The sequence below is a fragment of the Pseudomonas baltica genome (assembly GCF_031880315.1).
In the GTDB taxonomy this organism is placed as follows: domain Bacteria; phylum Pseudomonadota; class Gammaproteobacteria; order Pseudomonadales; family Pseudomonadaceae; genus Aquipseudomonas.
Genome location: NZ_CP134771.1, coordinates 3,642,650 through 3,658,045 on the forward strand (window position 1 = coordinate 3,642,650; position 15,396 = coordinate 3,658,045).

Genomic DNA, 15,396 nt, shown 5'->3' on the forward strand with positions numbered 1-15,396 from the left:
AAAAAGTTGCGCTAAGATATCACAGCGCCCGCCAGGGAACAGCGGCGCTCGATGACACAGGCACACTCACACAAGGAACGTGACATGAGTATCAAAGACTGGCCCGCGAACGAACGTCCGCGGGAAAAACTCTTGGCTATGGGCTCGGCGGCACTGTCGGATGCCGAATTGCTGGCGATCTTCCTGCGCACGGGCGTCACCGGCAAAAGCGCCGTCGACCTTGCGCGTCATTTACTGAATCAATTTGGTGGCCTGCGCGCGCTGCTGTCGGCCGATCGCGAGCATTTCAGCGAAGCCTTGGGACTGGGGCCGGCCAAATTCGCCCAATTGCAGGCGGTGCTGGAAATGGGCCGCCGCCATCTGGCGGAAGACATGGTGCGCGAGTCAGCCCTGGAAGGCCCGAGAGCGGTTCGCGCATACCTCAAGGCAATGTTGCGCCACGAGCCTCATGAGGTGTTCGGCTGTTTGTTCCTGGACAGCAAGCACAAGGTGCTGGTGTTCGAAAAACTCTTCGCCGGCTCCATCAGCAGCGCCAGCGTGTACCCGCGCCAGGTGGTCAAGCGCGCCTTGGCCAACAATGCGGCAGCGGTGATTCTGTGTCACAACCACCCGTCCGGCGTCACTCGCCCCAGCCAGGCCGATCGCGAGCTGACCTACCGCTTGAAGCAGGCGCTGGGGTTGATCGAGGTGGAGGTGCTGGATCACATCATCATCGGTGAAGGCGAGCCGTTGTCGATGGTCGAGTATGGCTGGCTCTGAAGCGGCAACTATCGGCGTTTCGTTCCTGATTGGTTAAGCATCGGGCGGTTAGATTCGCACGTTTGCCGGACCGCTTCTTTCGAGTGGTTCATTGCCCTGGTGCCGAGAAATCATGACGCGATTCGCTCCACTCTTGCTGCTCCTGCTGGGCGGCCTGTTGTTCTTTTCCGGGCTTGGCGGCCATGAACTGCAAGGCTCGACTGAAACCCGGGTAGCGGGGATCGCCATGGCGATGAATCTGGATGACGACTGGGTCGTGCCGCGTCTGTTCGGCGAGCCGTTTCTGGAAAAGCCACCGCTGAGTCTGTGGCTCGATACCGCCGCCATTCGCCTGCTGGGCGCCAGTCCGCTGGCCGTGCGCCTGGCGTCGGCGATTGCCGGGCTGTTCAGCATCATGTTGTTGTACGGGATGTTGCGGCAATTCGGTCGATCGCGGGCGTTGGCGTTCAGCGCCGCCTTGATGCTCGCGACCATGGCCAGTTACTGGAGCAATGCCCGCGGTGTGGGCGAGGATTCGCTGCTGAGCCTGGGAGTGACCATGGCCCTGCTGGGGTTCTACCAGGGCGATCGAGGCGGACGCCGTGGTGCGTGGGCGCTGTTCACCTTCGGCATCACGGTGGCGACGCTCAGCAAGGGCGTGCTCGGGTTGGCGCTGACGGGGGTGGCGATCTTTGCCTACCTCGTCGTTACGGGCCTGCTGGAAAAACGCGTGCAGGTCGGTCGCTGGCTGCGTCCCGGGCTGCTCACGCTGGTGGGCCTGGTGCCTCTACTGATCTGGCTTGCCATGCTGTACCAGCGCGCCGGGCCGCAGGCCGTAGCGGACGTGCTGTGGACCAACAGCGTCGGCCGTTTCGATGGTTCTTTCACCGAAGCGGGTCACTACGAGTCCTTTTGGTATTACATCCTCAAACTGCCCGAAGCATTCCTGCCGTGGAATATCCTGGTGTATCTCGGCTTGTGGCATTTTCGCAAGAGCCTGGCGCAAGACCGCTATCGCTTGTTTTTCAGTCTATGGCTGTTGGCGGGGTTCACGATGCTGACGCTGGCCTCGAGCAAGCGCACGGTGTATTTGATGGCGTTGACGCCTGCGGCTGCGGTCATTGCTGCCGAGTATGTCGGGGCCTTGCTCGGCTGGCTCAAAGCTCGGGCTCAGGTGTCGAGCCTTGCGGCGCAAGTGCATGCCCTGCGGCACGGGCTGATCATCGGTGTGCTGGCGCTGGTGGTTGCTGGCTATCTGGCCAATGCGTTCTGGTATGCCCCCAAAGTCGATCAGGACCGCTCCTTCGTCGCGCTGGTCGACCAGACGCGAGCGCTGCAGGCCCAAGGGCGGCACGTAGCGCTGTTCCAGCCCAGCGAGCGTGTGGCGGGCGCCACGACGTTCTACCTGCAAGCGCACTTGCCGATCCTGCAGAGCGAGGCGCAATTGCACGATTACCTCGTTGCCGCACCCGGCAATGTGGCCTTGCTGGAGGCCGCCGACCCACCCGTGGCGCCACTCACCGTAACCGCTCAAGTGGCGGTGAATGGGCGCACGTACTACTTCGTTCGTCAGCGATGACTGCCAGGCCAGCCCTTACAGCGTGCGCGCGTCCTGGCGTGGCGACCGTCAGGGGCTGACGGTCACCTTGGTGAAGTCCTGACGCCCGAACGGGCTCGGGCTGTAGCCCTTGACGTCGGTACGCGTCAGTACGGTCGCGCTCGGGTGCGCCAGTGGCACCCACAAGGCCTGCTGCTGGATCAGCGCCTGTGCCTGGTGATACAGCTTGCTGCGCTTGGCCTGATCGCTGCTGGCCTTGCCATCGTTGATCAGTTTGTCCAGTTCCGGGTTGCAATAGCGCGCAAAGTTGGTCCCGGATTTCACCGCCGCGCAGGAAAACTGCGGGGTCAGGAAGTTGTCCGGATCGCCATTGTCGCCTGACCAGCCCATGAACAGCAGGTCGTGCTCGCCGGCCTTGGCGCGGCCGATCAGTTCACCCCATTCGATCACGCGTATCTCGGCCTTGACGCCGATCTTGGCCAGGTCGGCCTGAAGCATCTGCGCGCCCAGGCTCGGGTTGGGGTTGAGCAGGCTGCCGGACGGACGCGTCCAGATGGTGGTGCTGAAGCCATCCTTGAACCCGGCCTTGGCCAGCAGGTCGCGGGCCTTGGCAGGATCGTAGGCGTAGCCCGGCAGGTCCTTGGCGTAACTCCAGGTGTTAGGCGGATACGGGCCATTGGCCGGCTGCGCACTGCCTTCGAACACGGCCTTGAGGTAGCTGGCCTTGTCGAAGGCGAGGTTGATGGCCTGGCGCACTTCGGGCTTGTCCAGCGGTGGGTGCTGGCTGTTGATGGCGACGAAAGCGGTCATGAAAGCGTCGGTCTTGATCGCCTTGAGCTTGCTGTCATCGGCCGCCGCGACGACGTCCATCGGCTTGGGCGACAAGGCGATCTGGCATTCGCCGGCCTTGAGTTTCTGCAAGCGCACATTGGCGTCCGGGACAATGGCGAAAATCAACGGATCGACGCTGGGCTTGCCCTGGAAATAATCCGGGTTGGCCTTGTAGCGCACCACGGCGTCCTTCTGGAATCGCACGAACTCGAACGGCCCGGTGCCGATGGGTTGGCTGTTGAGCTGGTCGGTCTTGCCGGCCTTGAGCAGCTGGTCGGCATACTCGGCCGAGTAGATCGACGCGAAGCCCATGGTCAGGGTGGCAAGGAAGGTCGAGTCCGGATGGTTGAGGGTGAAGCGCACGGTCAGCGGATCCGGCGCGTCGATCTGCTTGATCAGGCTCGGCAGCTGCATGGATTGCGCATGCGGGAAGCCGCTCTTGTTGACCTTGTGCCACGGATTGGCGGGGTCGAGCATGCGCTGGAAGCTGAACAGCACGTCCTCGGCGCTGAGCGCACGGCTGGGCTTGAACCAGGCGGTGGTGTGAAATTTGACTCCAGGGTGCAGCTTGAAGGTGTAGGTCAGGCCGTCGGCGGACACCTGCCAGCTACCCGCCAGGCTGGGGATCACCTTGCCGGCTGTCGCGTCGTAGCCCACCAGGCTGTTCATCAGCACATCGGCAGAAGCATTGGTGGTGGTCAGCGAGTTATACTGGACGACGTCGAAGCCCTCGGGGCTGGCCTCGGTACACACGCTCAACGGCGCGGCCTGGGCCAGAACGGGGGCGCACAGCGAAGCAAACAGCAGTGGCAGCAGCGCAAGACGCATGGATTCATTCCTTTGGCGGTTTGAGGAACCATCTGCTCGGGCAGTCTGGAAACGGCTACCCTAGTGCGCTGCGAGGCAATTGGCTATGCAAATTTGCAGATCGCCGCGACGAGCGGTCTTTGCCGTGCAGGCCCGCCAGCCTGCGCTGGTCGGGTTTTTTCCGGTCCGTGAATTCGGCGCTCGTGCAGATTGCTGTTGTTGCACCCAGGTCTTTCTGGTATAAAGCAGCGCTCTTTTCTAGGGCCCGGTTCGTCTGCCTTCAAGGCGGGGCTGATAAGACCCTGAAGAAACACGGCGCCTGGCGCCATGATTGAGAGATTAAGCGGCCAACCCATGCCGGGTTGGGCATGTGGTTTTAGAGGGCTGAGGCATGTCGAGAGTCTGTCAAGTTACCGGTAAGGGTCCGGTAACTGGGAATAACATTTCCCACGCAAACAACAAAACCCGTCGTCGTTTCCTGCCGAACCTGCAGCATCATCGCTTCTGGGTCGAGTCCGAGAAGCGTTTCGTGCGTCTGCGCGTATCCGCCAAAGGCATGCGTATCATCGACAAGCGCGGCATTGATGTCGTTCTGGTCGAAATCCGCGCTGCTGGCGCCAAGGTCTAAGGAGCAAAATCATGCGTGAATTGATTCGTTTGATCTCTTCTGCCGGTACTGGTCATTTCTACACTACCGACAAGAACAAGCGTACTACTCCGGACAAAATCGAGATCAAGAAATTTGATCCGGTCGTTCGCAAGCACGTGATCTACAAGGAAGGCAAAATCAAGTAATTGATTTTTCCTGACAAAAAAGGCCCGTATCGCGAGATACGGGCCTTTTTTCGTTGTACGCGAAGCGTTAGCCGAAGCGGATGCTGAGGATTACGTCGTTTTCATCGAGTACCAGGTTGATGCGTTCCCGGCGCATGTCCATTGTGCCGGCGCTGTGGGGGCTGATTTGGCGCACAGGACGTAGGCTCGCGCGCGCGATGGCTTTGAGTACGACCTCGGTGCAGGTCGTCCCGATATACGGAGTGATCATCTCCATGACTTCTTCGTCGGTATACGTCTGTTGGATAGTGGTGCTCATGGTGTGCCTCCTGGCAACTAGTCGAGTGCTTCCGGCTGGACAGCTGGGAAAGGCCCGTCTCGCGAAAGACGGGCCTTGTCATGAAGTGCGGATCAATAGAATTTGATATCCACGATCACTTGCAGGTCGTCGACGATCAGGTTGATGCGCTCCGGACGCAAGTCCTTGGTGGTGATATGGCCCGGGCCGTCGGGGCGCGCGATGCGCAAGGTCCGCGCCTCGACGTCCTCGCGCAGCGCGTCGGTATAGGGCAGGCCGATTACATCGCTGATCATCTCGACGATTTCGTTATCGGTGTAATGGGGTTGGATAGTGATGGTCATTAGACGCCTCCTGGCAAATAGTAGTGAGTGTCCGACTGGACACCTCTACAAGCCTGAGCCTCTCCCACCGCCTGCCTGCGTTAGATATTCATTACTTGTGCTCGAACACCACATAGATCTTGCGGCACGCCTCCAGCACCTCCCAGGTGCCACGAAAGCCTGCCGGAATCACGAAGCGGTCGCCGGCCCGCACCGTCTTGGCTTCGCCATCGAGGTCGCGCAGCACCGACACCCCCTGGACGATTTCGCAGTACTCATGCTCGGTGTAGTTGACTGACCACTGACCCACGGCTCCTTCCCAAACGCCCGCGCCGAATTGCCCGCAGGGGCTGTTGTAGTGCTCGAAGACCGTCTGCTCGGGCTGGCCCTTGAGGACTTTTTCCGGTGCTGGGCTATAGCGCTGGGCAGGTGGGGTGTTGACGCTGAAATCCACGATCTGCGCGATGTTCATGGCAAGGGCTCCGTGTCTGATGGGCTGGATTGTTTGATAAAACGCACATGGCCGAGGGTTTGACCGTGAACTGTCAAATATATTGAAAAGGCCGGTGCCGGTGGTTTAGGGTGGCTGACGCTGTGGGAGGGATCAAGGCCTGCAGCCCTTTTCAATCATCCGTACGCCGCACGGTGCTCGGGCTTGATATCCACCCTCGAAGGAGATTCGTAATGACCACCCTGACACGTGCTGATTGGGAGCAAAAGGCCCAGCAGCTGAAAATCGAAGGTCGCGCGTTCATCAACGGCCAATACACCGACGCGGTGTCCAAGGCGACCTTCGAGTGCATCAGCCCGATTGATGGCCGTTTGCTGACCAGCATCGCCAGCACCGATGCAGCGGATGCCGAGCTGGCCGTGGCCAATGCGCGCGCCACGTTCGCTGCCGGCAGCTGGTCACGCCTGGCGCCGGTCAAGCGCAAGAACATCATGATTCGCTTCGCCGACCTGCTGAAGCAGAACGCCGAAGAGCTGGCCCTGCTCGAGACGTTGGACATGGGCAAGCCGATCAGCGACTCCTTCGGCATCGACATCCCCGGCGCCGCCAATGCGCTGCGCTGGAGTGGCGAGGCGATCGACAAGATTTATGACGAGGTCGCGGCCACCCCTCACGATCAGCTGGGCCTGGTGACCCGTGAGCCGGTAGGTGTAGTGGCGGCGATCGTGCCGTGGAATTTCCCGCTGATGATGGCGTGCTGGAAGCTTGGCCCGGCGCTGTCCACCGGTAACTCGGTGATCCTCAAACCGTCGGAAAAATCCCCGCTCACGGCCATCCGTATCGCCGCGCTGGCCATCGAGGCGGGCATCCCGGCGGGCGTACTGAACGTGCTGCCAGGCTACGGCCACACGGTCGGCAAGGCTCTCGCGCTGCACATGGACGTCGATACCGTGGTGTTCACCGGCTCGACCAAGATCGCTCGGCAACTGATGATCTACGCCGGCGAGTCGAACATGAAGCGCGTGTGGCTGGAAGCCGGCGGCAAGAGCCCGAACATCGTCTTCGCCGACGCGCCGGACCTGCAAGCCGCCGCCGAATCGGCTGCCAGCGCCATTGCCTTCAACCAGGGCGAGGTCTGTACCGCAGGTTCGCGCTTGCTGGTGGAGCGCTCGATCAAGGACAAATTCCTGCCATTGGTGATCGAGGCCCTCAAGGGCTGGGTGCCAGGCAATCCGCTGGACCCGGCTACCAATGTCGGCGCGCTGGTAGATACCCAGCAGATGAACACCGTGCTGTCCTATATCGAAGCCGGCCACAGCGATGGTGCCAAGCTGGTCGCGGGCGGCAAGCGCACCTTGCAGGAGTCGGGCGGCACCTACGTCGAGCCGACGATTTTCGACGGGGTGACCAACGCCATGCGCATCGCCCAGGAAGAGATCTTCGGGCCGGTGCTGTCGGTGATCACGTTCGACAGCGACGTTGAAGCCATCGCCATTGCCAACGACACCCAATATGGCCTGGCGGCAGCGGTATGGACGGCCAACATCTCCCGCGCCCACCTGACTGCCAAGGCACTGCGTGCCGGCAGCGTGTGGGTCAATCAGTACGATGGCGGCGATATGACGGCGCCTTTCGGTGGGTTCAAACAGTCGGGTAATGGCCGTGACAAGTCGCTGCACGCGTTCGACAAATACACCGAGCTGAAATCGACCTGGATCAAGTTGTAAGCGTCACGCCCGCCTTGTGGGGGCGGGCTTTTGATGTGGTGGACAGACCCGCCCCGTCGCGGGCAGAGCCGGCTCCCACGAGTATCAGGCTCTGCCTAGGATCAATGACCGCTACAGCATCCGCTCCAGCCCCACCGATTTCGCAAACCACGCATTGAGCCGCCGCCACCAGTCGCCCGGTTCGGTCTTCAGGGTGTGCATCTGCTGGTGATCCTCGGTCACCCAGACCATCTGTTCGTTCTGCAACTGGACGTGATAGCTCAGCACCGGTGACATCCCCTGCAATGCCAGGTTGCGCACGTGCTCGGCCAGTTCGGGGCTGTCGACCATTACGCCGACCTCGGTATTCCACAGCACCGAACGCGGATCGAAGTTGAACGAGCCGATAAACGTCATGCGCCGGTCAAGGATCATCGCCTTGCTGTGCAGGCTCGATTCCGAGCCGCTACGGTAGCGCACACGGCCATCGTCACCCGGTTGGCGGCGCAGTTCGTACAGGTGCACGCCATGCTCGAGCAGCGCCTTGCGATACGGTGCATAGCCACCATGCACCGCAGGCACGTCGGTGGCCTCCAGGGCATTGGTCAGCAGGCTGACGTCGACCCCGGAGTCGGCCATGCCGGTGAGGAACACCAGCCCCGGCTGGGCAGGCACGAAATACGCGGATATCAGGATCAGCTCGTGCTTGACGCTTTCGAGCTTTGGCAGCAGTTGCGTGGTCAGCAGCAGATGCGGGTCCGGCTCCTGGGACAGCACCTTGCTCGGTGCATCCCACATCACCTGGCTAGGCGCCCAGATCATCTCCTGACGCCACACGCTCAGCTGCGGCCTGGCCTGGTAGCTCATCAACTGGTCATACAGTATGCGGTTGGCCTCGCGAGATTTGATCAGCGCGGCATCCAGCTGCCTGCGTGCCTGGCTCAGGTCCTTGCGGGTCAGGCGGCCGTAGAGCTCGCCGATCGGTCGGCTCAGCGCGCTGTTCCAGTACTGATCGAAGCTGTAGCCCAGTTGTCGGGCCACAGGGCCGGCACCGAGCAGGTCGATGTCGGTGAAATTCAGGTTGGGCTCGGCGTCGAAGTATTCGTCACCCAGATTGCGCCCACCGACGATGGCCATGGCGTCGTCGGCCAGCCACAGCTTGTTGTGCATGCGTCGGTGCTGCTGCGACAGGTTCAGCAGCCGCCCCAGGGCGCGCGTGGTGCCGGTCATGCGCCCCAGATGCAGTGGGTTGAACAAGCGGATATGGATGTTCGGGTGGGCGGCGAGGGTGGCGATGAACTCGTCGATGCCGTCGCTGGTGGTGTCGTCCAGCAAGATGCGCACGCGTACGCCACGGTCTGCGGCCTTGAGCAGCTCTTCGATCAGCAGGCGGGTGCTGAGACCGTCCTGAACGATGTAGTACTGCAGATCGAGGCTGGTCTGTGCATTGCGAATCAGTTCGGCACGGGCCCGAAACGCCTCGCCGCTGTTGGGCAGCAGGCGAAACCCGGACTGGCCTGGATGCGCCTGGGCGTCGGCCAGTACCGAACGCCCGAAGCTGGAGGTCTCAGGGCGCAGCATCTCGCTGTACGTATGCGGACCCGGGATGCTGCTGCAACCGGCGAGACCGAGCGCCAGGCATGCCAGCAATAGCGCGAACCATGGGGTTTTCAAACGGCGTGATCCTTGACCTTGGGACTGGCGTGCATGTCTGACCGGGGCTCGCCACAAAAGTTGTGCAGCCCTAGCCATCTTTGCGCGCGGATTATGCGGTGCTCCCCTCCAGTTCGGCCAGCAGGCGGGCGGCTTCGGCGCCCACCGTCTTCACCGCTGTTTCGATACGGGCATCGGGGCGCGAGGCGAAATTCATGCGCAGGCAGTTGCGGTACTTGCCGGAGGCCGAAAAGATGCAGCCCACGGCGATCTGCACATTTTGCTCGAGCAGTTCGCGATTGAGCTTGAGCGTGTCGAAATGCTCGGGCAGCTCGATCCACAGCATGAAGCCACCCTGGGGGCGACTGACCCGCGTGCCGGCCGGGAAAGCCTGCATGACCCAATCGATCATGATGTCGCGATTGCGCTGGTACTGGCTGCGCATACGCCGCAGGTGCGGCTCGTAATGCCCGCCAGCGATGAAGTCGGCGATGGCCAGTTGCGGCTGGGTGGCGGTGCTGCCGGTGCCGATGTATTTCATGTGCAGCACGCGCTCAAGGTAGCGCCCAGGCGCCACCCAGCCGATGCGCAGCCCTGGGGCCAGGGATTTCGAGAACGAGCTGCACAGCAGCACGCGGCCGTCTTCGTCAAAGGACTTGATGGTGCGCGGCCGTGGGTAGCTGAACGCCAGGTCGCCATACACATCGTCTTCGATGATCGCCACATCGAAGCGCTGCGCCAGGGTGAGCAGGGCGCGCTTGCGGGCTTCGGGCATCACGTAGCCGAAAGGGTTGTTGCAGTTGGGTGTCAGCTGTATGGCCTTGATCGGCCACTGCTCCAGGGCCAGCTCCAGCGCTTCGAGGCTGATGCCGGTGATCGGATCAGTGGGGATTTCCAGCGCCTTCATGCCCAGGCCCTTGAGCGTCTGCATGGCGCCGAAGAAGCTGGGCGAGTCGACGGCGACGATGTCACCCGGATCGCAGACCGCACGGATGCTGCTCGACAGCGCTTCATGGCAACCGGTGGTGATCACCAGGTCGTTGGCGCTGATGCGGCAGCCTGAGTCCACCAGCAGGCGCGCGACCTGATCGCGCAACGCCTGGGTGCCGTAGATGGTGTCGTAATACAGTCCGGGCATGTCCTGGTCGCGGCTCAGCTGGGCGAAAGCGCGCATCAGCGGCTTGAGTGTGGGGCTGGTGATGTCGGGCATGCCCCGGCCTAGCTGCACCACGTCTTTGCGCGGCACGGCACGCATCAGTTCGACCACCTGATCCCACTGCGAGATATCCACCGGGCGCTGCATCGGCCGGCCGGTGGCGGGGAGGGCGGGCAGGGCGCGGGTCTGACTGACGAAATAGCCGGATTTGGGCCGGGGCGCCGCCAGACCGCTGTCTTCCAGCACGCGATAAGCCTGCTGCACCGTGCTCAGGCTGACGCCATGCTCGACACTTAATGCACGCACGGAAGGCAGACGATCGCCAGGGCGGTAGAAGCCTTGCTCGATGCGCGCGCCCAGCAATTCGGCGAGGTTGACGTAAAGTGTCATGTCGGCTCCGGGTATTTTGATAAAAACCAGTACAGATGCAGCAAGGATCGGCCATTCAGTGAAAATAATCGCCTCTCTGTATGGTTGTAAATAGATATTTCTGAATCTGTAATGAAAATACGTTCGGCGCCATGCTTCTTCCTACGGCAGTATCACTCAGGAGGAATGAAAATGAGCGGCTACAGCGATGTGCGCCTAGTACTCAAGAGCCAGGAATTGCAGACGCAACGGCACGGTGTGCGCGTGAACAGCGGCGCTCGGCCGGAAGGGTTCACTCGCTGGCAGTGGTTCTGGCTCTGCCACCGTACCCGCCAACAATTGAACGGGCTGACAGCCGAGCAGTTGCACGATATTGGCCTGACGGCCGAGCAGGCGCGGGCCGAGGCGCTGAAGGCGTTCTGGCAGCGTTGAGGGCGCACATCAACTGGCCGAACTGTGTGAGGCCGACTGTTTGTAAGGCAATCATGGAATGAAGCCGAGCCTCAACCCAACTCTTTGAACCGATGCCACAGCATCCCTAGCGCCAGCAGCGGCGAGCGCAGGTACCTGCCGCCGGGGAAGGTCATGTGCGGCACCTTGGCGAACAGGTCGAAACGCGCGCTGGCCTGGCCGCTGATAGCTTCGGCCAGCAAGCGCCCTGCCAGGTGCGTGGCGTTGAGGCCGTGGCCGGCATAGGCCTGGGCATAGAACACATTGGGATGACTGGCCAGCCGACCAATCTGCGGCAAGCGGTTGGCGCCGATGCCGATCATGCCGCCCCATTGATAGTCGATCTTCACATTCGCCAACTGTGGGAACACGTTGAGCATCTTCGGGCGCATGTAGGCGGCGATGTCCTTGGGGTCGCGTCCGGAATAATGGCAGGCGCCGCCGAACAGCAGCCGTCGATCGGCCGAGAGGCGGTAATAGTCCACGGTCACCCGCTGATCGCACACGGCAAAATTCTGCGGCAGCAGTTGCCGCGCCGTCGCGTCGTCCAGCGGCTCGGTGGCAATGATATAGCTGCCGGCGGGCAGCACCTTGCCGCTCAGTTCCGGGTTGAGTCCGTTGAGGTAGGCATTGCAGCCCAGCACCAGGGTCTTGGCAGTGACGCAACCCTGTGCGGTATGCACCTTTACCTGCGGCCCGTAGTCGATGCGCGTCACCATGGAGTTCTCGAACAGCTTCACCCCCAGGCACTGCGCCACCTGTGCTTCGCCCAGCGCCAGGTTCAAGGGGTGCAGGTGCCCTGAGCCCATGTCGACCATACCGCCGACATACTGGCTGGAGCCCACTACCGTGTGCACCTGGTCGGCCTCCAGGATGCGTACTTCATGGCTATAGCCCAAGCTCTGCAGGGCCACTGCCTCTTCCTTGAGGTGCTCCAGGTCGCGGGATTTGTTGGCCAGGTCGCAATAGCCCCAGGTCAGGTCGCACGCGATGTCGTATTTGCTGACGCGCTGGCGGACGATCTCCACGGCTTCGAGGCCCATCAGCGTCATGGCGCGCACGCCCTCGCTGCCGATTATCGAAGTGAATTGTTCCAACCCGTGGCCGACGCCGCGGATCAACTGCCCGCCATTGCGGCCGCTGGCGCCCCAGCCGATCCGTCGCCCTTCGAGCAGCACCACCGAGAACCCGCGCTCCGCCAGCTCGATCGCCGTGTTGAGCCCGGAAAACCCGCCGCCGACCACGCACACGTCCGCAGCCAGTTGTCCTTGCAACGCGGGATGGTCCGGTTGCACCGCGCTGCTGGCGGCATAATAGGAGGCCGTATGCAGGGGGCGCGGGTCCGTGTGCGGGGCTGGGGCGTTCATGTGCAAGATCCTGGAAGCGTGGTTCAGATAACGATGGTCACCCAATGGGATGGCAGCATAGGCCCGGCGATGATCGGCAAGCAACTCGCGGCCTGAGCGTGCAAAATAGCGCACTCGACACAGCGGCAGGCGCACCATGAGTTGCAATCTCCACAAGATCCGCTTTTTGCGCGAACAGATCCCCAGCTTCGACTGCGTGCCCGGCTGCCATGATTGCTGCGGCCCGGTGACCACGTCCGCCGAGGAAATGGCGCGCCTGCCGCGCAAGACCGCCGCCGAGCAGGACGCCGCGCTGGAGCGCCTCGACTGCGTGCACCTGGGCCCGCAAGGCTGCACCGTGTATGGCGAGCGCCCGCTGATCTGCCGGCTGTTCGGCACCACGCCGAGCTTGCCGTGCCCGCGTGGCCGGGGCCCCGAGGAGCCAATCGATCCGCACGCCGAGGCTTTGATTCATCGGCTGATCGCGAGTACCCGCCAGGTATTGGTTTAAGGCGCCAGGCCCCTTCGCCAGCAAGCTGTGCTCCCACAGAGTTGGCTGAACGATCGTCATGGATCTGTGGGAGCAAGGCTTGCCCGCGAAGGGGCCAGTCGCAACGCCACATATCAATCCGGAATCGGCAGATTCAAGCTCTCTTTCACTTCTTCCATGACGATATAGCTCTTGGATTCACGCACATGAGGCAGCTTGAGCAGGATATCGCCGAGCAACTTGCGGTAGGACGCCATCTCGGAAATCCGCGCCTTGACCAGGTAATCGAAGTCGCCCGACACCAAGTGGCACTCCAGCACGTGGGGCAATTTGAGCACCGCTCGGCGAAATTCTTCAAAAGTGTCCCCGGATTTGTAGTCGAGGCTGATCTCGACGAACACCAATAGGCTACCCTTCAGGTGTTGCGGGTTGAGCCGGGCGTAATAGCCCATGATGATCCCCTCGCGCTCCAGGCGGCGGACCCGCTCGGTGCACGGGGTGGTCGACAGGCCGACCTTCTCCCCTAATTCGGTAAACGACAAGCGCCCATCGGCCTGAAGCAAGCGCAGAATATTACGGTCGATCTTGTCCAGTTCACGCTTGCTCTGATGCTGGGTGCGCATAGGTCGATACCCCTCCGTAAAAGCGGTTTTTGCCGAGAATCCTCGCCAAATATAGCCGCGTATATAGTGAAATGCACTGGCTGTACCTTTTTATACTGCCCACATCTTCGCTTAATACAACTTACGTCAGCGGTTTTCCGCGTTGAGGGATTGAACATGCGAGTTCTGGTGCTTGGCAGCGGTGTGATCGGTACCGTCACTGCCTACTATCTGGCCCGTGAAGGCTTCGACGTGGTGGTGGTGGATCGCCAGCCTGCGGTTGCCATGGAAACCAGTTTCGCCAATGCCGGGCAGGTATCGCCCGGCTACGCCTCACCCTGGGCCGCGCCCGGTGTGCCGCTCAAGGCCATCAAGTGGCTGCTCGAGCGCCACGCCCCGTTGGCCATCAAGGCCACCGCCAGCGTCGATCAATATCTGTGGATGGCGCAGATGCTGCGCAATTGCACCGCCAGCCGCTATGCAGTCAACAAAGAGCGCATGGTGCGGCTGTCCGAGTACAGCCGCGATTGTCTCGATGAGCTGCGCGCCGAAACCGGCATCGCCTATGAAGGTCGGACCCTGGGCACCACCCAACTGTTCCGTACCCAGGCGCAACTGGACAACGCGGCCAAGGACATCGCCGTGCTGGAGCAGTCCGGCGTGCCCTACGAGTTGCTCGACCGCGCCGGCATCGCCCGGGTCGAGCCGGCGCTGGCCGGTGTCACCAACATCCTTGCCGGTGCCCTGCGCCTACCCAACGACCAGACTGGCGACTGCCAGATGTTCACCACCCGCCTGGCAGAAATGGCCAAGGCCATGGGCGTGGAATTCCGCTTCGGGCAGAACATCGAGCGTCTGGATTTCGCCGGTGACCGGGTCAATGGCGTGTGGATCGACGGCCAGCTGGAAACCGCCGACCGTTACGTGCTGGCGCTGGGCAGCTATTCGCCGCAGTTGCTCAAGCCGCTGGGCATTCGCGCGCCGGTCTATCCGCTCAAGGGCTATTCGCTGACGATACCGGTCACCAACAGCGCCATGGCGCCGACCTCGACGATCCTCGACGAAACCTACAAGGTGGCGATCACCCGTTTCGACAATCGCATCCGCGTCGGCGGCATGGCCGAAATCGCTGGATTCGATCTGTCGCTCAACCCGCGTCGCCGGGAAACGCTGGAGATGATCGTCAACGACCTTTATCCTCAGGGCGGCGACCTCGGCGCGGCCAGTTTCTGGACCGGGCTGCGGCCGACCACCCCGGACGGCACGCCGATCGTCGGCGCGACGCCTATGAAGAACCTGTTCCTCAACACCGGCCATGGCACCCTCGGCTGGACCATGGCCTGTGGTTCCGGACGCCTGCTGGCTGACCTGATCGCGCGTAAAACACCGCAGATCAGCGCCAAAGGCCTCGATATTTCTCGTTACAGCAAACACCAGGAGACTGCAGAACATGTCAATCCAGCGCCAGCTCACCAATGAGCGCATGAGCCAGATCGTCAGCCACAACGGCACGTTGTACCTCGCCGGTCAGGTCGGTGACGACATGAGCGCCGGGATTGAACAGCAGACCCGCGAGACCTTGGCCAACATCGAGCGTCTGCTTGATCTGGCAGGGACCGACAAGACGCGCCTGTTGTCCGTGACGATCTATCTGAAGGACATCGACGCGCATTTCGAAGGCATGAACAGCGTATGGGACAAGTGGCTGCCCAAAGGAGTGGCGCCTGCCCGCGCGACGGTGGAGTCGAAGCTGTGCGAGCCGGAGATTCTGGTGGAGTTGTCGGTGGTAGCGGCACTGCCTTAACGATTTGTATTGGATTTGAGGGCCCCTTAGCGGGCAAGCC

The 15,396-nt window shown here is 62.0% G+C and carries 17 protein-coding genes; 9 read left to right on the forward strand and 8 right to left on the reverse strand.

Annotation, left to right across the window (positions count from 1 at the left end):
• Nucleotides 1-84: 84 nt before the first annotated feature.
• Both radC and REH34_RS16240 read left to right on the forward strand, forming a co-directional pair.
• Nucleotides 85-759, forward strand: a complete 675-nt coding sequence (gene radC, locus REH34_RS16235) for a RadC family protein (protein WP_226503977.1) — start codon at nucleotides 85-87, stop codon at nucleotides 757-759.
• A 112-nt stretch (nucleotides 760-871) separates the two neighbouring features.
• Entirely contained in the window at nucleotides 872-2,317 is a 1,446-nt protein-coding gene (locus REH34_RS16240) for a glycosyltransferase family 39 protein (RefSeq protein ID WP_311968448.1), read from the forward strand.
• A gap of 48 nt (nucleotides 2,318-2,365) precedes the next feature.
• Here the strand turns inward: REH34_RS16240 and REH34_RS16245 are convergent, their stop codons facing one another.
• Nucleotides 2,366-3,955 carry an ABC transporter substrate-binding protein gene (locus tag REH34_RS16245; RefSeq protein ID WP_311968449.1) on the reverse strand — a complete coding sequence of 530 codons (1,590 nt, stop codon included), beginning with the start codon at nucleotides 3,953-3,955 and terminating at the stop codon, nucleotides 2,366-2,368.
• Nucleotides 3,956-4,325: 370 nt separating this feature from the next.
• Between REH34_RS16245 and rpmB the strand changes: the two genes are divergently transcribed.
• Both rpmB and rpmG read left to right on the forward strand, forming a co-directional pair.
• Entirely contained in the window at nucleotides 4,326-4,562 is a 237-nt protein-coding gene (gene rpmB / locus REH34_RS16250) for a 50S ribosomal protein L28 (RefSeq protein WP_226503980.1), read from the forward strand.
• Between the two features lie 11 nt (nucleotides 4,563-4,573).
• Entirely contained in the window at nucleotides 4,574-4,729 is a 156-nt protein-coding gene (gene rpmG, locus REH34_RS16255; protein ID WP_007894709.1) for a 50S ribosomal protein L33, read from the forward strand.
• 67 nt (nucleotides 4,730-4,796) lie between these two features.
• On the opposite strand, the gene REH34_RS16260 is transcribed toward rpmG, so the two are convergent.
• The 3 genes from REH34_RS16260 to REH34_RS16270 form a co-directional block, all read right to left on the reverse strand.
• Nucleotides 4,797-5,027 (reverse strand): hypothetical protein, encoded by a 231-nt coding sequence (locus tag REH34_RS16260; RefSeq protein WP_311968450.1) that lies wholly within the window; start codon nucleotides 5,025-5,027, stop codon nucleotides 4,797-4,799.
• Between the two features lie 92 nt (nucleotides 5,028-5,119).
• Complete coding sequence (locus tag REH34_RS16265) at nucleotides 5,120-5,350, reverse strand: hypothetical protein (protein WP_311968451.1); 231 nt, start codon at nucleotides 5,348-5,350, stop codon at nucleotides 5,120-5,122.
• Nucleotides 5,351-5,441: 91 nt separating this feature from the next.
• Nucleotides 5,442-5,801, reverse strand: coding sequence for a cupin domain-containing protein (locus REH34_RS16270; protein WP_226503983.1), 360 nt, complete (start codon nucleotides 5,799-5,801; stop codon nucleotides 5,442-5,444).
• Between the two features lie 212 nt (nucleotides 5,802-6,013).
• Here REH34_RS16270 and REH34_RS16275 point away from each other — a divergent pair, with 212 nt between their 5' ends.
• Nucleotides 6,014-7,507: an aldehyde dehydrogenase gene (locus tag REH34_RS16275; RefSeq protein ID WP_311968452.1), complete on the forward strand. Its 1,494-nt coding sequence runs from the start codon at nucleotides 6,014-6,016 to the stop codon at nucleotides 7,505-7,507.
• Nucleotides 7,508-7,618: 111 nt separating this feature from the next.
• On the opposite strand, the gene REH34_RS16280 is transcribed toward REH34_RS16275, so the two are convergent.
• Together REH34_RS16280 and REH34_RS16285 are read right to left on the reverse strand one after the other, a co-directional pair.
• Entirely contained in the window at nucleotides 7,619-9,067 is a 1,449-nt protein-coding gene (locus REH34_RS16280) for a phospholipase D-like domain-containing protein (protein ID WP_409373330.1), read from the reverse strand.
• 184 nt (nucleotides 9,068-9,251) lie between these two features.
• The gene (locus REH34_RS16285) at nucleotides 9,252-10,685 is read right to left on the reverse strand and encodes a PLP-dependent aminotransferase family protein (RefSeq protein ID WP_311968454.1); all 1,434 of its coding nucleotides are present in this window, start codon (nucleotides 10,683-10,685) and stop codon (nucleotides 9,252-9,254) included.
• Between the two features lie 171 nt (nucleotides 10,686-10,856).
• Here REH34_RS16285 and REH34_RS16290 point away from each other — a divergent pair, with 171 nt between their 5' ends.
• Complete coding sequence (locus REH34_RS16290) at nucleotides 10,857-11,096, forward strand: DUF1127 domain-containing protein (RefSeq protein WP_311968455.1); 240 nt, start codon at nucleotides 10,857-10,859, stop codon at nucleotides 11,094-11,096.
• 71 nt (nucleotides 11,097-11,167) lie between these two features.
• On the opposite strand, the gene REH34_RS16295 is transcribed toward REH34_RS16290, so the two are convergent.
• The gene (locus REH34_RS16295; protein WP_311968456.1) at nucleotides 11,168-12,481 is read right to left on the reverse strand and encodes an FAD-binding oxidoreductase; all 1,314 of its coding nucleotides are present in this window, start codon (nucleotides 12,479-12,481) and stop codon (nucleotides 11,168-11,170) included.
• Nucleotides 12,482-12,617: 136 nt separating this feature from the next.
• Here REH34_RS16295 and REH34_RS16300 point away from each other — a divergent pair, with 136 nt between their 5' ends.
• The gene (locus tag REH34_RS16300; protein WP_226503989.1) at nucleotides 12,618-12,971 is read left to right on the forward strand and encodes a YkgJ family cysteine cluster protein; all 354 of its coding nucleotides are present in this window, start codon (nucleotides 12,618-12,620) and stop codon (nucleotides 12,969-12,971) included.
• A 113-nt stretch (nucleotides 12,972-13,084) separates the two neighbouring features.
• Here the strand turns inward: REH34_RS16300 and REH34_RS16305 are convergent, their stop codons facing one another.
• Nucleotides 13,085-13,573, reverse strand: coding sequence for an Lrp/AsnC ligand binding domain-containing protein (locus REH34_RS16305; protein WP_226503990.1), 489 nt, complete (start codon nucleotides 13,571-13,573; stop codon nucleotides 13,085-13,087).
• 156 nt (nucleotides 13,574-13,729) lie between these two features.
• Here REH34_RS16305 and dadA point away from each other — a divergent pair, with 156 nt between their 5' ends.
• The gene (gene dadA / locus REH34_RS16310) at nucleotides 13,730-15,031 is read left to right on the forward strand and encodes a D-amino acid dehydrogenase (protein ID WP_311968457.1); all 1,302 of its coding nucleotides are present in this window, start codon (nucleotides 13,730-13,732) and stop codon (nucleotides 15,029-15,031) included.
• On the forward strand, nucleotides 15,003-15,356 hold the full coding sequence (locus REH34_RS16315; protein ID WP_226503992.1) for a RidA family protein: 354 nt from the start codon (nucleotides 15,003-15,005) through the stop codon (nucleotides 15,354-15,356). Before dadA ends, REH34_RS16315 begins: the two co-directional genes overlap by 29 nt.
• The last annotated feature ends 40 nt before the right edge of the window (nucleotides 15,357-15,396 follow it).